Source organism: Streptomyces sp. NPDC042371, assembly GCF_056437465.1.
The window spans coordinates 86,823-104,862 of the sequence record NZ_JBWKAP010000023.1 but is presented as its reverse complement, the minus strand read 5'-3'; the positions used below and the strand labels follow the sequence as shown (position 1 = coordinate 104,862).

Here is an 18,040-nt window from a genome sequence, read left to right as displayed (position 1 = left end):
CTGCACACCTACAACCACCACCGCAGCCACACCGCACTCGGCGGCCACCCACCCATCACCCGCGTCAACAACCCCGCGGGTCAATACACCTAGGTGTCGCACTCCAGCACCGTCCGGCAGAGCGTGCACCGCACCCGTACCCGCCCCCGCGCGGGCACCCGGATCCGCTGGTGGCAGGTGGGGCAGGGGAACGTCACGCGCAGCGCGCCCAGGCCGTCGCCGGAGAAGGTGTACGCCCCCGCGGCACCCGGCGCCCCGGCCCCTCCGTTCGCCCCTGCCGTCCCGCCCCGCGCCGCAGCCCCGTGCTCCTGCGCGTACCGCCGGTCCTTCGCGTACCGCCGCCGCCCCGCCCACCCGGCGGCCGTCAGCGGCGGCTGCTGCTCGTCGCGGCGGGCCTGGGCGAGGCCCTTCGTGTACGCCGTGTAGGCCTGCGCGCTGGTGAACCACGTCTCCGGCGACTCGCCGAACGCCAACGCCCGCTTGGCTAGGACGTATCCGAACTCCTCCGGGGTCAGATAGCCGAATTTCTGCGACGAGGCGCCGTCCTCGCGGTAGGCGTCGAGCAGCAGCCAGCCCGCGCCGAGGTAGGTGGTGGCGGTATCGGTCAGGATCTCGTTGTCGCGCGTGCCGGGGAACGAGAGGTCGAGCCGGTGCAGATACACGTGCATGACTTCGTGGGCTAGGGCCGCGCCGATGTCCCTGCGATGACTCCGGAAGCGGTCGTTCAGCTCGATGAAGTACTCGGGCCCCGCGGCGAGTTCGACGGACGCGGCATGCTGCATCTCGCGGAAGCCCACGATCATCCGGGCGTCGGGCAGGTGCAGGTGCCGCACCATCTCGCGGGCCACCCGCTGGGCGCCGAGATGCAGGTCGTCCTGGTCGCTGAAGGCCACGTCCGCGGGGGGCACGCTGGTCTCGAAGGAGTGCACGGTGTCGTACGAGAGGCGTTTGTAGAGCGCCGTGATGGCGGCGCGCACCGTCTCCAGATGGGGGTAGCCGTGCACGACTGGACCGCCGCCGACCGTCACGTCCGCACCTCCTGACGCCGCCCACCGGACACCGCGACCCGCCCCGCCCGGACACCGCAACCGGCCCCCACTGTACGGCGGTCACCGCCCCCTGACCGGACCGGCGCGACACGCCGTGGCTGGAAACCGCCCCTTGTCCTGAGCGGACACCGATCTCCATAATCCGCAACAACGCTTTTGGCGGGCTCATGCCAGCCGGATGCGCCACCCCCACGAACCCCCCACGAAGGGAAGTCAGTTGAAGACCAAGCTGCGTGGAGTGAAGAGAGCCGCCACCCTCGGTGTGATCGCTCTGGCCACTGTGAGCCTTCAGCCCGTGGCCGCTCAGGCGGCTCCCCACCCGGGCCCCGACCCGAGCGAGCGCGTCGTCGGCGGCACCCCCGCCGAGCAGGGCGAATTCCCGTTCATGGTCCGGCTGTCGATGGGCTGTGGCGGCGCTCTGTACGCCCAGGACATCGTGCTGACCGCCGCCCACTGTGTGGACGGCTCCGGTGACAACACCGGCATCACCGCCACCGGTGGCGTCGTGGACCTGGAGAGCTCCGACGCGATCAAGGTGAAGTCCACCAAGGTCCTGCAGGCCCCCGGCTACAACGGCAAGGGCAAGGACTGGGCTCTCATCAAGCTCGAGAAGCCGATCGACCAGCCCACGCTGAAGATCGCCAAGGACACCAAGTACAACGAGGGCGAGTTCGACATCGCTGGGTGGGGTGCCGACAAGGAGGGTGGCGACCAGCAGCGCTACCTCCTCAAGGCGAAGGTCCCGTTCGTCAGCGACGCCGACTGCGAGGCCGCGTACGGCGCCGACCTCACGCCCGGCGAGGAGCTCTGCGCGGGCAAGCTCAACGAGGGCGGCACGGACACCTGCCAGGGCGACTCCGGCGGCCCCATGTTCCGCAAGGACGAGGCCGGAGAGTACGTCCAGGTCGGCATCGTCAGCTGGGGCAACGGCTGCGCGCAGGCCAAGTACCCCGGTGTCTACACCGAGGTGTCGACCTTCGCGGGCGACATAGAGAAGGCGGCGGCGGAGCTCTGAGAGCCTGACGTCCGACGTTCTGTGGCGGGGCGCCTGCACTTGCGGGCGCCCCGCTTCGCCATGCGTCCTCCAAAAGATGCCCCCCAGGGGCACCGCCCGACGGTTAGTCCAACACCTCCCCCTCCTTTGTCCATGGGCGCGTTCGTCCCGCCCGGCGCATCGTGAGCGGCACGAATTTCCGTCCATGGAGGGGTGCTCCCATGCTGCCGTCAGACACGTCCGGACCGAGCCGCAGAGCCGTGGTCGCGACGGGCGCGATCGCCGGAATGGGCGTCGCCCTCGGTGCGGGCGGCAGCGCGTTCGCCGCGCCCGCCGCCGGAAAGCGCCCCGCGGCCGAGGCGGTCCTGCGCTCGGCCGACCTGGACGTGCGCGTCGCCACCGCCTTCCCGAGCGTCGTCTCGTACACCGACCGCGCGAGCGGCGCCGTGCTGCACGGCCGCGCGGACGCCGTCACCACCGTCCTCATCGACGAGGCCGAGCACACCCCGCAGGTCACCGTCACGACGGGCAGGTCACGCGCCGCGTACGTGCTGGCCTTCGAGGGCGGCACCCGGATCGACGTCGAGATCGCGGTCGAGGGCAGGCAGGTCCACTGGCGCGTCACGAAGATCGCGGACACGGCCGCGCTGCGGGTCGGCACCCTGCGGATCCCCGGCCTCACCCTGCTCGCCGTGCGCAGCGACCAGCCCGGCGCCGCCCTCCTCGCCGCCAAGGTGCAGCTCGACAAGGCCAAGAGCGGCGACACCCTCGTCCGGCCCGCCAAGGACACCCCCGCGGAAGCGCCGACCGGATGCGCGTACGCCGTCGTCGCGCACGACCGGCTCGGCGGCGCCTTCGAGACGAACACGGTCTACGACAAGCCCACCTCGGAGGCGGGCACCACCTGGGAGAACGGCCGCCTGTGGCGCGAGACGGTGCGACCCACCGGGAACGCCGACTACGTAGAGGCCCGGTTGAGCCCCGGCCAGTGGACGCACCGCGCCGCGACCGCCCCCGTCGACGCCACCGAACCCCTCCCGTACGCCACCGTCGTGATCACCGGCGACCGCAACGGCGACGGCAAGGTCGACTGGCAGGACGCCGCGATCGCCTTCCGGGACATCATGGTCACCCCGCTCGGCGCCGACGAGCAGCACCTGCGGGTCGTCCCGCACATCCCCTTCAACTTCGCCTCGCAGGCCACCAACCCGTTCCTCGCCACGCTCGACAACGTCAAGCGGATCCACCTGGCCACCGACGGCCTGCGCCAGTACACGCTCCTCAAGGGCTACCAGTCCGAGGGCCACGACTCCGCCCACCCCGACTACGCGGACAACTACAACATCCGCGCTGGCGGCCTCGACGACCTCAACGCACTGGTCCGCGAGGGCAAGAAGTGGAACAGCGACTTCAGCGTGCACGTCAACACCACCGAGTCGTACCCCGTGGCGAACGCCTTCTCCGACAAGCTCGTCGACAAGAAGAACGAGCAGTGGGACTGGCTCGACCAGAGCTACCGCATCGACCAGCGCCGCGACCTGGTCTCCGGAGACATCGTCAAGCGCTTCGCCGACCTGCGCGCCCAGACCCACAAGGGCCTCAACACCCTCTACATCGACGTGTTCCGCGAGTCCGGCTGGACCTCCGACCGCCTCCAGCGGGCCTTCCGCGAACAGGGCTGGACGATCACCACGGAGTGGGGCCACGGCTTCGAGCGCTCCGCGATCTGGTCCCACTGGGCCACCGAACCCGACTACGGCGGCGACACCTCCCGAGGCATCAACTCCCGCCTCATCCGCTTCGTCCGCAACCACCAGAAGGACGTCTTCGCCGACAAGTGGCCCACCCTCCTCGGCATCGCCCGCATGGGCAACTTCGAGGGCTGGGTCGGCAAGACCGACTGGCACGCGTTCTACGACCTGATCTGGACGCACTCGCTGCCCGCCAAGTACCTCCAGGCGTACCCCATCAAGACCTGGGGCGAGCACGAGATCGCCTTCTTCGGAGACACCCGGTCCGGAGCCGCGACGACGGTCTCCGACGCCTCAGGCAAGCGCCGCATCACCACCGACGGAAACGTCGTCTACGAAGACGGCCGCTACCTGCTCCCCTGGGAACCCCGCAAGGCGCACGACCCCGCCAAGCTCTACCACTACAACCCGGCGGGCGGCACCAGCAGCTGGCAGCTCCCCCGCGCGTGGGCCCGCCGCTCCCGCGTGGCGCTCTACCGGCTCACCGACCAAGGGCGCGTCTTCGATTCGTACGTCTCCGTAGCGAGCGGAAAGGTCACCCTCAAGGCGGAGCCGAAGCAGCCCTACGTCCTCTACCGCGAGCGCGCCGCCGCCCTGCCCGACCCGCAGTGGGGCCAGGGCACCCCGCTGCACGACCCGGGCTTCCACTCCGGCTCCCTGGACGGCTGGAAGGTCAGCGGACCCGCCGCCGTGCAGCTCAGCACCCTCGGCGACCACGAACTCGTCATCGGCGAGGGCGGCGCGGCAGCCGTCGGCCAGCGCCTCGCCCGCCTCAAGGCAGGCACCTACGTCGCTTCCGTGCAGGTCGAGGTCGGCGAGAAGCCGGGGGAGAGCCGCACGGCCGCCCTTGAGGTGCGCACCGCCGACGGCATCACCGCCACCAACTCCACCCGGACGTCCACCGCGGGCAACTACGTCGCCGCCGACCGCAAGCACGGCACCCGCTTCCAGCGCATGTTCACGTACTTCACCGTCCCCGAAGGCGGCGGCACGGCCGAGCTGACGCTGCGCGCCGAGGCGGGCCGGGCGCGCGTGCGCTTCGACAACGTACGGATCGCCGCGACCGCGCGCCCTGACAAGCTGCCCCGCGCCACCCTCGTCCACGAGGACTTCGAACACGTCCCGCAGGGCTGGGGCCCCTTCGTGAAGGGCGACGCGGGCGACGTCACCGACCCGCGCACCCACATCGCCCAGCGCCACGCCCCCTTCACCCAGCGCGGCTGGAACGGCAAGACGATCGACGACGTCATCGACGGATCGAACTCCCTGAAGTCCCGCGGCGAGAACACCGGCCTCGTCTACCGGACCGTGCAGCACACCGCCCGCTTCACCCCGGGCAAGCGCTACCGCGTCTCCTTCCGCTACGAGAACGAGAAGGCGGGCCAGTACGCCTGGATCACCGCCGTCGACGAACCGGCACCCCGCGAACTCGACCGCAAGGAGCTCCCGGTCGCCACCGGACCCACCACCCTCACCTACGAGTTCACCGCCCCCGCCGAGGGCGAGGCCTGGGTCGGCCTGCGCAAGACCGGCGACGACGGCAAGGCGGAGTTCGTGCTCGACGCGTTCGACGTCCGAGAGGCCTGATTCCCCCCACCCACGACCGGGCCCGCCCCCTCAAGAAGGGAGCGTGCCCGGTCGTCCTCGTCCTCACGCAAGAGCGATCCGCTCCCCGCCCTCCTCCAGCTCGAGCACCCACACCTCGTTCGCCCCGGCCCGCAGCACCGGACCGGGCACGTACAGCGTCGTCTGCGGGCCCGCCGACCAGTAGCGGCCCAGGTTGAAGCCGTTCACCCACACGAAGCCGCGCGTCCAGCCGGGCAGCTCCAGGGAGGCGTCGCCGGGGGCGGCGACCTCGACCGTGCCCCGGTACAGACCCGGACGCCCCGCCCCGGGGCCCGCCGAGGGAACCGCCCGCACCGCCGACGGCACGTCGAACGCGTCCAGCCGCAGCGCGCTCGCCCGCACCCCGTGCAGATACTGCCGCTCGTGCAGGATCCCCCCGGTGATCCCCTTGCACTCACCCGTCCGCGGACCGTAGTTGACCCGCCCAAGCGACTCCACCCACAGCTCCACGCGCGCGTGCCCGGCCACGGGGGCCAGCAGGGTCGGCGTGCCCTCCGTCAGGACACCGGCCCGCTCCCCGTCGACGTACACCACCGCCCGGTCCCGCAGCCCCCGCACGCTCAGCGGATACGGCTCACGCGGACCCGGCACCGTCACCGCGTACCGCACCAGACCGCGGTCCACGTCGAGCTCCTCGAACGTGGGCGGCACCGCGTGCTCCGACTCCGGGCCGCCCAACGCGTCAAGGACCGCGTCCAGCGGGGACCAGTCCGTCAGTTCCGCCGACGCGGGCTCCTCCAGGGACGGCAGCGGCGGGGGCGGCTCGGGCAGGGGAGCGGACGCGTACCGCGCGAGGATCTTCCTGAACGCCCAGAACTTGGGCGTGGCCCGGCCGAACTCGTCGACGGGCGCGTCGTAGTCGTACGACGTGACGTCCGGCTGCAGCTCCCCGTCGTGCAGCGAGCCGCCGCCCCGGTTGGCCCCCGCCCAGCCCGCGAAGTTCGTGCCGCCGTGCGCCATGTACAGGTTCACCGACGCCCCGCACTCCAGGATCTCGCGCAGCGCCGCCGCGGCGTCCTCGGCGTCCCGCACGACGTGCTCCGTACCCCAGTGGTCGAACCAGCCGCACCAGAACTCCATGCACATCAGCGGGCCCTTGGGGCGGTGCCTGCGCAGCGTGCCGAAGCCCGCACGGGCCCCCGAACCGAAGTTGGCCGTCGCCAGGACGCCGGGGATCGAGCCCCCGGTCAGCATGTGGTCCTCGGGCCCGTCCGAGGTGAACAGCGGCACCTCCACGCCCTCCGCACGCAGCAGGTCCGCCAGCCTGCGCAGGTACACCTGGTCCGAGCCGTAACTGCCGTACTCGTTCTCGACCTGCACCATGATCACCGGCCCGCCGAGCTGCTGCTGGCGCGCCACGACCTGCGGCAGGAGCCGACGGAACCAGCGGCTCACATGCCCCAGGTACTCCTCGTCGCGCGTCCGCGCCCGCGCCCCCACCGCACCCGTCAGCCAGTGCGGCAGCCCGCCGTTCTCCCACTCCGCGCAGATGTAGGGGCCCGGCCGCACGATCGCCCACAGGCCCGCCTCGTGCGCCGCGTCCAGGAACCGGCCGAGTGCCTCGACGTCGCGGTACGTGCCCGGGCGCGGCTCGTGCAGGTTCCACGGGACGTACGTCTCCACACAGTTGAGCCCCATCGCCCGCAGCATCGCCAGCCGGTGCCCCCACTGCGCCTCGTGCACCCGGAAATAGTGCAGCGCACCGGAGAGCAGCCGCACCGGCCGCCCGGCCACCTCGAAATCGTCCTCGCCGACCCTGAACCCGTTCATCGCGTCCTCTCGCTCACGTCTCGCCCACGATCACCTCTGGCGGGCGGCAGGGTCCATGGACAAAGATCGGGTCCGGTTGGACGCAGCGAGGGAACGGGACGCGGCGCGGAACTGAACGCATCCAGGAAAGGACATACGCGGATGTACCACACATGGATGCGGTATTTCACCCCCAGCCCGGCCCACCACAAGCTCGGCCTCGCCTGCCTCGGCGTCGGCCTGCAGCACGGCATCCTGCCGACCGTGGGCCCGCGCACCCTCGACCACCACGTCGCCGTCGTCGTCAGCTCCGGCGGCGGCTGGTTCCGCGGCCCCGACGGACGCCGCACCACCGTGACCGCGCCCGCCCTGATCTGGCTCACCCCCGGCACACGCCACCACTACGGACCCGACCCCGACACCGGCTGGGACGAGTGCTTCGTCGACTTCACCGGGCCCGCCACCGCCACGTACACCGAACTCGGCTACATCGAACCCACCCGGCCCGTCGTGCCGCTCTCCGACGCCGCGGGCGCCCGCGCCGTCGTCGCCCGCATCGCCCGCGCGGCCCGCCGCGGCAACCCCCTCCTGGAGGTGGAGACCGGCGCCGCCGTCCACGAACTCCTCGTCGCGCTGCGCCGCGCCCGCGCCGACATCGCCCCCGACGGCGACCCCGTCCTGCAAGCCCTGGCCCGCGACGCCTTCCAGCCGCTGTCCGTCGCCGAGCACGCCGCCCGGCACGGCATGACCCCCGCGGAACTGCGCACCGCCGTGCGCCGCGGCGCCGGATGCAGCCCCAAGGACTACCTCCTCGGCATCCGCCTCGGCCGCGCCAAGGAACTCCTCGCCGCCACCGAACTGCCCGTCGCCGCCGTCGCCCGACGCGTGGGATACGACGACCCGGCGTACTTTTCACGCCTTTTCACCCGCCGGGTCGGCATGGCCCCCGTACGCTTCCGCGACCAACAGGGAAGGGCCGTACCCGGCGGCTGGTCGCACCAGATACCCGACCCCGAGCACCCACCCGTTTTGCGCTCTTCCGCCGGTGGCGGCTCCGGACCCGCCACGTAGGCTCGTGGACCATGACCACCAGCCACACCAGTGACGACAACAGCGTGAACGGCACGAGCGGCGCCGCGAGCGCGGGCACGAGCCCCTCCGCGGCGACGGACGAGGCCGTCCGCGCCGAGCTGTCCCGCCTGCGCGACAGCATCGACAACATCGACGCCGCCGTCGTCCACATGCTCGCCGAGCGCTTCAAGTGCACCCAGCAGGTCGGCCACCTCAAGGCCCAGCACCAGCTGCCGCCCGCCGACCCGACCCGCGAGTCCCGCCAGATCGCCCGCCTCCGCGAGCTCGCCGAAAGCGCCAAACTCGACCCGGCCTTCGCGGAAAAGCTCCTCAACTTCATCATCGCCGAAGTGATCAGGCACCACGAGCAGATCGCCGAGCAGCCCCTGACCATCGACGGAAACCTCCCTGCGTGAAGCAGTGAGCGCCGCAGGCGATGCGCTGGGCGGTGCAGGCCCGAGGGGGACAGCCCTACACCCCTGCCCGCACCATCGGGCAGCATGGGCCCATGCCCGTACTGACGCGCGACGAAGCGCAGACCCGAGCCCAGCTCATCGACGTCCACCGGTACACGGTCGAGCTCGATCTGAACCGGGCGGCCGACGCCGCCCGTGACACCTTCGGCTCCCGGACCGTCATCCGCTTCAGCGCCCGCACCGAAGGCGCCACATTCGTCGAGCTGAAGCCCGCCGAGCTGCGCACCGTCACCCTCGACGGGCAACCTCTGGACCCCTCCGCACTCGTCGACAACCGTCTCGCCCTCGACGCACTCACCGCAGGCGAACACGTACTCGTGGTCGACGCCGCGATGCGCTACTCCCGCACCGGCGAAGGCATGCACCGCTTCACCGACCCCACCGACGGCGAGACGTACACCTACACCCAGCTCTTCATGGAAGACGTACAGCGCGTCTTCGCCGCCTTCGACCAGCCCGACCTGAAGGCCGTCTTCGAGCTGACCGTCACCGCCCCGAAGGACTGGACCGTCCTCGCCAACGGCGTCACCGAACACCTCGGCGACGGCACCTGGCGGGCCGCCCCCACCCCCCTCATCTCCACCTACCTCGTCGCCGTCGCCGCAGGCCCCTGGCACTCGGTCCGCACCGAACACCGCGGCCTGCCCTTCGGCATCCACTGCCGACGCTCACTCGGCCCCTTCATGGACGCCGACGCCGAGGAGATCCTCGACACCACCCGCGCCTGCTACGACCGCTACCACGAGAAGTTCGAGGAGCCCTACCCCTTCGACTCCTACGACCAGGCGTTCGTCCCCGAATTCAACGCGGGCGCCATGGAGAACCCCGGACTCGTCACCTTCCGCGACGAGTTCATCTACCGCTCCGCCGTCACCGACACCGAGCGCCAGACCCGCGCCATGGTCATCGCCCACGAAATGGCCCACATGTGGTTCGGCGACCTCGTCACCCTCCGCTGGTGGGACGACATCTGGCTCAACGAGTCCTTCGCCGAGTACATGGGCTTCCAGACCACCGCCGAAGCCACCCGCTTCACCGACCCCTGGACCGACTTCGGCATCGCCCGCAAGTCCTGGGGATACGACGCCGACCAGCGCCCCTCCACCCACCCCGTCGCCCCCGACCCCGACGCCGTGCCCGACACCGCGTCCGCGATGCTCAACTTCGACGGCATCTCGTACGCCAAGGGAGCCAGCGCCCTGCGCCAGCTCGTCGCCTGGCTCGGCGAGAAGGACTTCCTCGCGGGCATCAACACCCACTTCGCCCGCCACAAGTTCGGCAACGCCACCCTCGCCGACTTCATCGACTCCCTCGCCCACGCCACCGACCGCGACGTCCACGCCTGGGCCGAAGCCTGGCTGCGCACCACCGGCGTCGACACCCTCACCTCGGCCGTCACCCACAACGGACGTACCTGGACGCTCGCCGTCGACCGCGACGGCGGACCCGGAAAGGACGACGGCCGCCCCCACCGCATCGCCGTCGGCGTCTACGACCGCGACCTCTCCGGCGACGGCGCCCTCGTCCTGCGCGAACGCTTCGAGACGGACGTCCCCGCCACCGGCGCCGACACCGCACGCGACGGCGGCCGCCCCGCCCTGATCGTCCCCAACGACGGGGACCTCACCTACGCCAAGATCCGCCTCGACGACGTGTCCCAGGAGACCGCCCTGCGCGTCCTCTCCGGCGTCCCCGACGCCCTCACCCGCGCCGTCCTGTGGAACAGCCTGCGCGACATGGTCCGCGACGGCGAGCTCGAAGGCGCCGCCTACCTGGAGACCGCCCGCGCCCACCTCCCCGAGGAGACCGACCTCGCCATCGTCCAGGGCGTCCTCACCTTCGCCACCCTCCACATCGCCGACCGCTTCACCACCCCCGAACAGCGGCCCGCCGCCCTCGCCCTCCTCGGCGAGCTCTGCCGCGACCTGATCCGCCGCACCGAGGACGGCTCGAACCCCGGCCTGCGCCTCACCGCCGTCCGCGGCTTCATCGACGTCGCCACCCAGGCGGCGCCCCTCCAGGACTGGCTCGGCGAAGGCACCGTCCCCGGCGGCCCCGAACTCGACCCCGAGCTGCGCTGGCGCATCCTCGCCAGGCTCGCCGTCCTGGACGCCGCCGACGAGGCCGCCATCGCCGCGGAACTGGCACGGGACCCGAGCGCCACCGGACAGGAAGGCGCCGCACGCTGCCGCGCCGCACTGCCCGACGCCGCCGCCAAGCGGGCCGCGTGGGACGCCATGTTCGGCTCCGACGACCTCTCCAACTACCTCTTCACCGCCACCGCGCAGGGCTTCTGGCAGCCCGAACAGGCCGACCTCGTCCGGGAGTACGTCCCCCGCTACTACGAGGACGCCGTCGCCCTCGCAGGACGCCGCGGACCCGCCATGGCCGAGGCCGCCGGACGGTACGCCTTCCCCGCCGCCCTCGTGGACGCCGAGACGCTCAGCCTCGGCGAACGGTGCCTGCGCGACGCCGATCCCACACCGGCCCTGCGCCGCAAGCTCGTCGACCAACTCGACGACCTGGCAAGGGCGTTGAGGGTTCGGGGGAGCGGGGAGGGGCGCTGACGGGCGCGGGGTGACCGGCTGGGGCCGGGGGGCGGGGCGTGAGCCGCAGCGCTTACCCCCCCGGCTTCCCCGATCGAGAACACGGCCACGGCCGCCCGTAACCCCCTAGCACCCCGCGCACCCCCAACACGTTTTCTCCGCACGGCAGTACCACTTTCGGGTTCCCTTCGCCGGGGAAATCGGGCGAACCGCCCACGCGGCGTACAGGCTGGTGCCCCTGTACGCGCGCACCCGAAGGACAGCAGCATGAGTACCCCGCGCACCCCGCCGCCCCTCGCCGGAGGCACCCAAGGAGCCGATGCGCTGCGGCCGTTGCTCGCCGTCGCGCTCGACGCACTCCGCGAAGGGGCCACCGCCCGCCGCGGGCCCCTCCCCGCTGGCGGCCCCGAAGCCGTCGCCGAACGCATCCACGCCGCGGCCCACCCCGTCCTCCCCGACCACGGCACAGGACCCGAAACAGCGCTCCGCACCCTCGTCCACGCCCTCACCGAAGGCGCCGCCGACCCCGCGGAACCGCTCTGCGCAGCCCACCTGCACTGCCCGCCGCTCGCCGTCGCCACCGTCGCCGACCTCGCCGCGTCCGCCCTCAACCCCTCCATGGACTCCTGGGACCAGGCGCCCGCAGCGACCGCACTCGAAGCACTCGTCACCCGCGCCCTCGCCGCCGAGATCCACGACGGCGGCGACGCCCTCATCACCACCGGCGGCACCGAGGCCAACCAGCTCGCCCTGCTCCTCGCCCGCGAAGCCCCCGCCACCCGCGGCCCCGTACGCCTCCTCGCCGGAGCCAACGCCCACCACTCCCTCACCCGCGCCGCCTGGCTCCTCGGACTCCCCGAACCCGTCATCGTGCCCGCCCCCGCAGGCACCCTCGACCCCGCGGCGCTCGACGAAGCCCTCACCGAACTCGGCGGCCCCCCTGGCACGTTCCTCGTCGCCGCCACCGCGGGCACCACCGACGCGGGCCTCATCGACCCCCTCGACGACATCGCCGACCTGTGCGCCGCCCACGGCGCCCGCCTCCACATCGACGCCGCCTACGGCGGAGGGCTCCTCTTCAGCGACACCCGCAAGGCGCAGCTGCACGGCATCGACCGCGCCGACACCGTCGCCCTCGACCTCCACAAACTCGGCTGGCAGCCCGCCGCCGCAGGCCTCATCGCCGTCCGCGACCCCCACGACCTGCACGCCCTGAACCACCGCGCCGACTACCTCAACGCCGACGACGACACCGACGCCGGACTGCCCGACCTCCTCGGCCGCTCCCTGCGCACCACCCGCCGCCCCGACGTACTCAAGATCGCCGTCACCCTGAAAGCCCTCGGCCGCACCGGACTCGGCCACCTCGTCGACCAAGTCTGCGACCAGGCACACGAGTTCGCCGACCTCATCGACGCCCACCCCGCCTTCGAGCTCTACGACACCCCCGCCATCAGCACCGTCCTCTTCCGCCCCGCGGGCGCCACCGACCACCACATCGCCCACGTCCGCAGACGACTGCTCACCGAAGGCACCGCCGTCCTCGGCCGCGCCCACCTCGACGGCCGCCGATGGCTCAAGGCCACCCTCCTCAACCCGCACACCCGGCCCGGCGACCTCGCCGCGCTCCTCAAACTCGTCGAAGAGACCGCCGCGGCACCCACCACCGAGGCCACCGCGGCCGCCGCCGACCACACGGAAGGAACCGACCCCCGATGACCGGCACACCCGACCACCCCGCCCCCCGGCCGCCCACCACACCCGAAGACCCCCGCGACCTGGTCGGCATCGGCATCGGCCCGTTCAACCTCTCCCTCGCCGCCCTCGCCCACCCCCTCGGCGAACTCGACACCGCCTTCTACGAACAGCGCCCCGGCTTCCACTGGCACCCCGGACTCCTCATCGACGGCGCCGCCCTCCAAGTCCCCTTCCTCGCCGACCTGGTGACCCTCGCCGACCCCGCGAGCCCCTGGTCCTTCCTCAACTACCTCAAGACCCGCGAGCGCCTCTTCCCCTTCTACTTCGCCGAGCGCTTCCACATCCAGCGCGCCGAATACGACGCCTACTGCCGCTGGGTCAGCGAGAACCTCCCCGCACTCCACTTCGGACACCAGATCGACGCCGTCCGCTGGAACCCCGAACGCGACCTGTTCGAAGTCGACTTCACCCAACTCGACACCGACGGCGAAGCCGAAGCACTCGGCCGCACCTACACCAAGAACATCGCCCTCGGCATCGGCACCGCCCCCTACGTCCCCGAACCCCTCAAACCCCTCGCCGAAGCCCCCACCGTCCCCGTCATCCACTCCGCCGACTACCTCGACCACCGCGAACTCCTGCTCGCCGCCGACCACATCACCGTCATCGGCTCAGGACAGTCCGGCGCCGAAATCTTCCTCGACCTGCTCCGCGCCCGCCCCACCGGACGCGAAAAGATCCACTGGCTCGCCCGCACCGAAGCCTTCGCCCCCATGGAGTACTCCAAGCTCGGCCTCGAACACTTCACCCCCGACTACACCCGCTACTTCCACGCCCTGCCCGAAGCCGTCCGCGACGGCCTCGTCCCCCACCAGTGGCAGCTCCACAAAGGCATCGACGCCGACACCATCACCGCCATCCACGACGAGCTCTACCGCCGCACCCTGCACGGCGGCTGGCCCGACGCCGTCCTCACCCCCGGCGTCTCCGTGCGCACCGCGGGCCGCGTCGCCACCACCCGCGTCGAACTCCACCTCGAACACCTCCAACAAGGCACCCGCTCCCGCCTCACCACCGACGCCGTCGTCCTCGCCACCGGCTACCGCGAGCGCCCCCTCGACCAACTCCTCGCCGGCCTCGACCCCTACATCCGCAAGGACTCCTCAGCCCGCCCCCGCATCGACGACCAGTACCGCCTCGTCCTCGACCCCTCCGTCACCGGCTCCGTCTACGTACAGAACGCCGAACGCCACACCCACGGCGTCGGCGCCCCCGACCTCGGCCTCGCCGCCTGGCGCAGCGCCACCATCCTCAACTCCCTCACCGGCCGCGACCCCTACCCCCTGCCGCAGCGCACCGCCTTCACCAGCTTCGGCCTCCAGACCCCCGACCGGCACCCCGGCACCGCGGGACGCATCGGCGAACAACGCGGAAACCTCGTACGCCTCAAGACGTGACAGGACCCCCGAGCTCCCCGACCGGCGCCGCCACCCGGCGCGACCGCGGGCACGACCACACCGCGACGCCCCGCACCACCCCGGCCGCCAACGGATGGGAGTCGGGGTGCTCCGGACACTCCGGCCACACGGCGGGCTTCAACACCGCACACAGCGCCTCGACCGCCCAGTCCTGCGCCTGATCCGCGAAGTCCGCCGTCCGCTCCGCCGCACTCCCGCCGAAACGCGGGACGAGCCCCGCACCCGACCCGTCCGGCTCATACAGCATGACCAGCTCCCCGATCGTGTCGTCCCGCTCCTCACGCACCACCGGACGCACCGCACACGTGGCCCTCAGATCACGGAGCACCGGGTCCAGAGCCGCAGCAAGTTCCTCATTCATGACCTGAATTGTCCGGCCCCAAGCGCCCCGACGCCTCCGAATATTCCTTCACGAAAAGGGCCGATCCCCGAAATACCAAGCACCCCGAACCGGTTCGGACCACCATGACCACAGACTCCACGGCCTCCTGGACCGCAGCCTTCCGCTCCGCCGTCGTCAGCCCCCACGAATCCATCGACCTCGTCGAACTCCGCGGCTTCGCCGGACAGACCCTCCGCCAGATCATCCGCCTCGACGGCGGCGGCAGCGCCCTGCGCATCCGCCTCAGCAACCGCTACGGCAAGGACCCCCTCCACATCGGCGGCGCCCGCCTCGCCAGGCGCACCGAAGGAAGCGGCATCGAATCCGGCAGCGACACCCCGCTCCGCTTCGGCGGCGCCGAGGACTTCACCGTCCCGGCGGGCGAGGAAGCCATCAGCGACCCCGTCGAACGCGCCTTCGCCGCAGACGACGAACTCGCCCTCACCCTCTGGCTGCCCGACGACACCGGCCTCTCCACCTACTCCGTCGTCCCCCTGCGCACCGGCTACGCCGTCCCCGGCAACGCCCTCACCGCACCCACCCTCGACGGCACCGCAGGCACCGACGCCGCTGAAGAGCTCGCCACCCGCCACTTCATCAGCGGCGCCGACGTCCTCGCCCCCACCGGCACCCGCATCGCCGTCGCCTTCGGCGACTCCTGGTTCGAAGGCACCGGCACCACGAACGACACCGACCGGCGCTTCCCCGACCTGCTCAACAACCGCCTGCGCGACGCCGGAAGCACCGGCTGGGTGGTGAACCAAGGCCTCTCCGCCAACCGCCTGCTCACCGACGAGGTCGGCGAACACGCCCTGGCCCGACTGGAACGCGACGCCCTGGACATACCCGGCGTCACCCACGTACTCATCCACTTCGGCCTCAACGACCTCGGCATACCCGGCCAGGAGGCCTACCCCGAGCCCGCCCCCATCCCCACCGCGGCCGACCTCATCACGGGCCTCACCACCCTCGCCGACCGCATCCACGCGGCCGGGCTCACCGCCACCGCCACCACCGTCGGCCCCTACAAGGACACGGTCTACGAGGGCTACTCCACCCCCGAAGGCATCGCCGTCGCCCGCGAGGTCAACGACTGGATCCGCGGCGCCGACAGTCCCTTCGACTTCTACGCCGACTTCGCCGCCGCCGTCGCGGACCCGGCCGACCCCGACCGGATCCACGACGACTACGACAGCGGCGACGGCCTGCACGTCAACGACGCCGGAGCCCAGGCCCTCGCCGACAGCGTCGACCTCGCCACCCTCAAGATCTAGAACCCGAGGAACTAGAAGACGGGCGTGCCGTCCCGGGTCAGCTTCCAGTCCACCGACGCGAACTGCCCCGGGTCCACCGTCCCCTTCGCCTTCACCCAACCAATGATCGTGTTCCGGATCTCCTCCGAATTCGCCCACAACTGCTTGGCACCCGCGATGTGCGGGAAGTTCCCGCCACCACTCGCCCGATAGTTGTTCACCGCGAACACGAACTCCGCCTTCGGATCGAGCGCCTTGCCCTCGAAGGACAACTTCACGATCCGCGACCCCACCGGCTTCGCGATATCGATCTCGTACGTCAGACCGCTCACCGCGTCATAGTTGTAGTCCGGAATGTTCTCGGCGTTCGTCAGCTTCGCCGGGTCCACCGGACCACCCGCGGGCGTCCGCACGTAATACCGCGCCGAGAACTCCAGATACTCCTTCAACTGCGCACCCGTGAGCAGCCGCGCCTCCAGCGTGTTCTCGAACGGATACAGACCCGCCGCATCCCTGATCGTCACATCACCCGCGGGAATCTGCGCCGTGCGCGAGAAACACGAAGCCTGCGACAACACCGGAAGCGCCGCATACGCGCCGCCCTTCAGCGCCGCCGCAACCGTCTCCTGCTGCACCAGATTGATCAGATCGATGATCGCGACATCCTTGACCGGGCCCTCGGCCGTGCTCATCGCCGCCGTCGACGAACCGATCACCTGGTTCACGTACGTCACGACCTTCTTGTGCTCGTCCGCAAGCAGCCGCGTGACCTTCTTGTCCTCCTCGACCGTTTTCGAGTTCAGGACCTTCGCACCGACCTTCTCGACCGTCCAGCGGCCCTTCGACCACACCAGATCGAAGTCGAACAGCGTCAGCCGCTGCCCCCACTTCAACGGCTCCGACAGGACGACCTTCTTGCCGGTCGCCTTGTTCTCCACGAAGTACTCGGGAATCTCCGTGTGCGCATGCCCCACCAGGATCGCGTCGATACCCGGCACCTGCTCCGCCACCAGACCGGCCGCGTTCTCCACATACGGCAGCTGATCACCGTACGACGACGTGCCGCTCGAACCCGAGTGCGCCGACACGATCACGACGTCCGCACCCATCGACCGCAGCTTCGGCACCCACTTCGCCGCCTGCTCCTCAAGCCCCGGGAACGTCATCTTCCCCTGCACGTTCACCTTGTCCCAGATGGCGATCCCCGGATTCGTCAGACCAAGCACCGCCACCTTCACATCACGGCCGTGCGGCGTGCGCATGCGCTTCATGAAGTACGGCGGGAAAGCGGGCTTCTGCGTCTTCGCATCCAGCGCGTTCGCCCCAAGCAGCGGGAAATCACACTGCTCCTCGAACTTCCGCAGCACCGGAATGCCGTAATTGAACTCGTGATTGCCGAGCGCCGCCGCGTCGTACCCGATCGCGTTCATCGCCTGCGCCATCGGATGCACCGGACCGTGCTTCGCGGTGATCGGATCGACCTTCGCGTAGTAGTACGACAACTGCGTGCCCTGAATCGTGTCGCCCGCGTCGATCAGAAGCGTGTTCCCGCGGCCCTTCTCCTTGCGGATCCGGTTCACCAGCGTCGAGATCTTCGCCAGGCCCACGTCGTTGTGGTCCTTGTCGTCGAACTCCTTGTCCGTGAAGTAGTCCCAGTTGAAGACATTGCCGTGCAGATCCGTCGTGCCGAGCACCGTGAACGAGTACCGACGCTTGCGCCGCGGCTTCCCGGAGCCGTGCGCGGACGCGGCGGACGGCGCGACGGCCGCACCCGTGACAGCCACGCCCACGCCGGTGGCGGCGGACGTGCCCAGGAACTTCCTGCGGTTCAACGGCATCTCTGTACTCCTCGGTCGCCAAGGTCAAACATGCATGGTTAACGCGCGTAGATTCTGTCCCCGCCGCACACACGCGCAACAGACCCCGCAGGTTGCGATCCGGTGACTGTCCGGTACGTCCACGCGATG

General features: G+C 70.9%; 12 protein-coding genes. 8 read left to right on the top strand and 4 right to left on the bottom strand.

The features are described from left to right. Nucleotides 1-89: 89 nt before the first annotated feature. A complete protein-coding gene (locus AC068B_RS39825) occupies nucleotides 90-1,028 on the bottom strand; it encodes a zinc ribbon domain-containing protein (protein WP_478676349.1) in 939 nt (312 codons plus the stop codon). 238 nt (nucleotides 1,029-1,266) lie between these two features. Here AC068B_RS39825 and AC068B_RS39820 point away from each other — a divergent pair, with 238 nt between their 5' ends. Together AC068B_RS39820 and AC068B_RS39815 are read left to right on the top strand one after the other, a co-directional pair. Continuing rightward, nucleotides 1,267-2,064 carry a S1 family peptidase gene (locus tag AC068B_RS39820; RefSeq protein WP_478676348.1) on the top strand — a complete coding sequence of 266 codons (798 nt, stop codon included), beginning with the start codon at nucleotides 1,267-1,269 and terminating at the stop codon, nucleotides 2,062-2,064. Nucleotides 2,065-2,264: 200 nt separating this feature from the next. Next, nucleotides 2,265-5,381 (top strand): endo-alpha-N-acetylgalactosaminidase family protein, encoded by a 3,117-nt coding sequence (locus AC068B_RS39815; protein WP_478676347.1) that lies wholly within the window; start codon nucleotides 2,265-2,267, stop codon nucleotides 5,379-5,381. A 63-nt stretch (nucleotides 5,382-5,444) separates the two neighbouring features. Here the strand turns inward: AC068B_RS39815 and AC068B_RS39810 are convergent, their stop codons facing one another. Beyond that, nucleotides 5,445-7,190, bottom strand: a complete 1,746-nt coding sequence (locus AC068B_RS39810; RefSeq protein ID WP_478676346.1) for a glycoside hydrolase family 35 protein — start codon at nucleotides 7,188-7,190, stop codon at nucleotides 5,445-5,447. 141 nt (nucleotides 7,191-7,331) lie between these two features. Between AC068B_RS39810 and AC068B_RS39805 the strand changes: the two genes are divergently transcribed. The 5 genes from AC068B_RS39805 (at nucleotide 7,332) to AC068B_RS39785 (ending at nucleotide 14,417) form a co-directional block, all read left to right on the top strand. Continuing rightward, nucleotides 7,332-8,240, top strand: coding sequence for an AraC family transcriptional regulator (locus tag AC068B_RS39805; RefSeq protein ID WP_478676345.1), 909 nt, complete (start codon nucleotides 7,332-7,334; stop codon nucleotides 8,238-8,240). An 11-nt stretch (nucleotides 8,241-8,251) separates the two neighbouring features. Further along, nucleotides 8,252-8,656: a chorismate mutase gene (locus AC068B_RS39800; RefSeq protein WP_478676344.1), complete on the top strand. Its 405-nt coding sequence runs from the start codon at nucleotides 8,252-8,254 to the stop codon at nucleotides 8,654-8,656. A gap of 92 nt (nucleotides 8,657-8,748) precedes the next feature. After that, on the top strand, nucleotides 8,749-11,283 hold the full coding sequence (gene pepN / locus AC068B_RS39795; protein ID WP_478676343.1) for an aminopeptidase N: 2,535 nt from the start codon (nucleotides 8,749-8,751) through the stop codon (nucleotides 11,281-11,283). 246 nt (nucleotides 11,284-11,529) lie between these two features. Next, entirely contained in the window at nucleotides 11,530-12,981 is a 1,452-nt protein-coding gene (locus AC068B_RS39790) for a pyridoxal phosphate-dependent decarboxylase family protein (RefSeq protein WP_478676342.1), read from the top strand. Next, complete coding sequence (locus AC068B_RS39785; protein ID WP_478676341.1) at nucleotides 12,978-14,417, top strand: lysine N(6)-hydroxylase/L-ornithine N(5)-oxygenase family protein; 1,440 nt, start codon at nucleotides 12,978-12,980, stop codon at nucleotides 14,415-14,417. Before AC068B_RS39790 ends, AC068B_RS39785 begins: the two co-directional genes overlap by 4 nt. Here AC068B_RS39785 and AC068B_RS39780 read toward each other — a convergent pair. Continuing rightward, entirely contained in the window at nucleotides 14,407-14,799 is a 393-nt protein-coding gene (locus AC068B_RS39780; protein WP_478676340.1) for a hypothetical protein, read from the bottom strand. The two genes, AC068B_RS39785 and AC068B_RS39780, sit on opposite strands and share 11 nt — an antisense overlap. A gap of 104 nt (nucleotides 14,800-14,903) precedes the next feature. Between AC068B_RS39780 and AC068B_RS39775 the strand changes: the two genes are divergently transcribed. Beyond that, a complete protein-coding gene (locus AC068B_RS39775) occupies nucleotides 14,904-16,094 on the top strand; it encodes a GDSL-type esterase/lipase family protein (protein ID WP_478676339.1) in 1,191 nt (396 codons plus the stop codon). Nucleotides 16,095-16,105: 11 nt separating this feature from the next. Here AC068B_RS39775 and AC068B_RS39770 read toward each other — a convergent pair whose 3' ends face one another. Next, nucleotides 16,106-17,911: a bifunctional metallophosphatase/5'-nucleotidase gene (locus AC068B_RS39770; RefSeq protein ID WP_478676338.1), complete on the bottom strand. Its 1,806-nt coding sequence runs from the start codon at nucleotides 17,909-17,911 to the stop codon at nucleotides 16,106-16,108. Nucleotides 17,912-18,040: the final 129 nt, after the last annotated feature.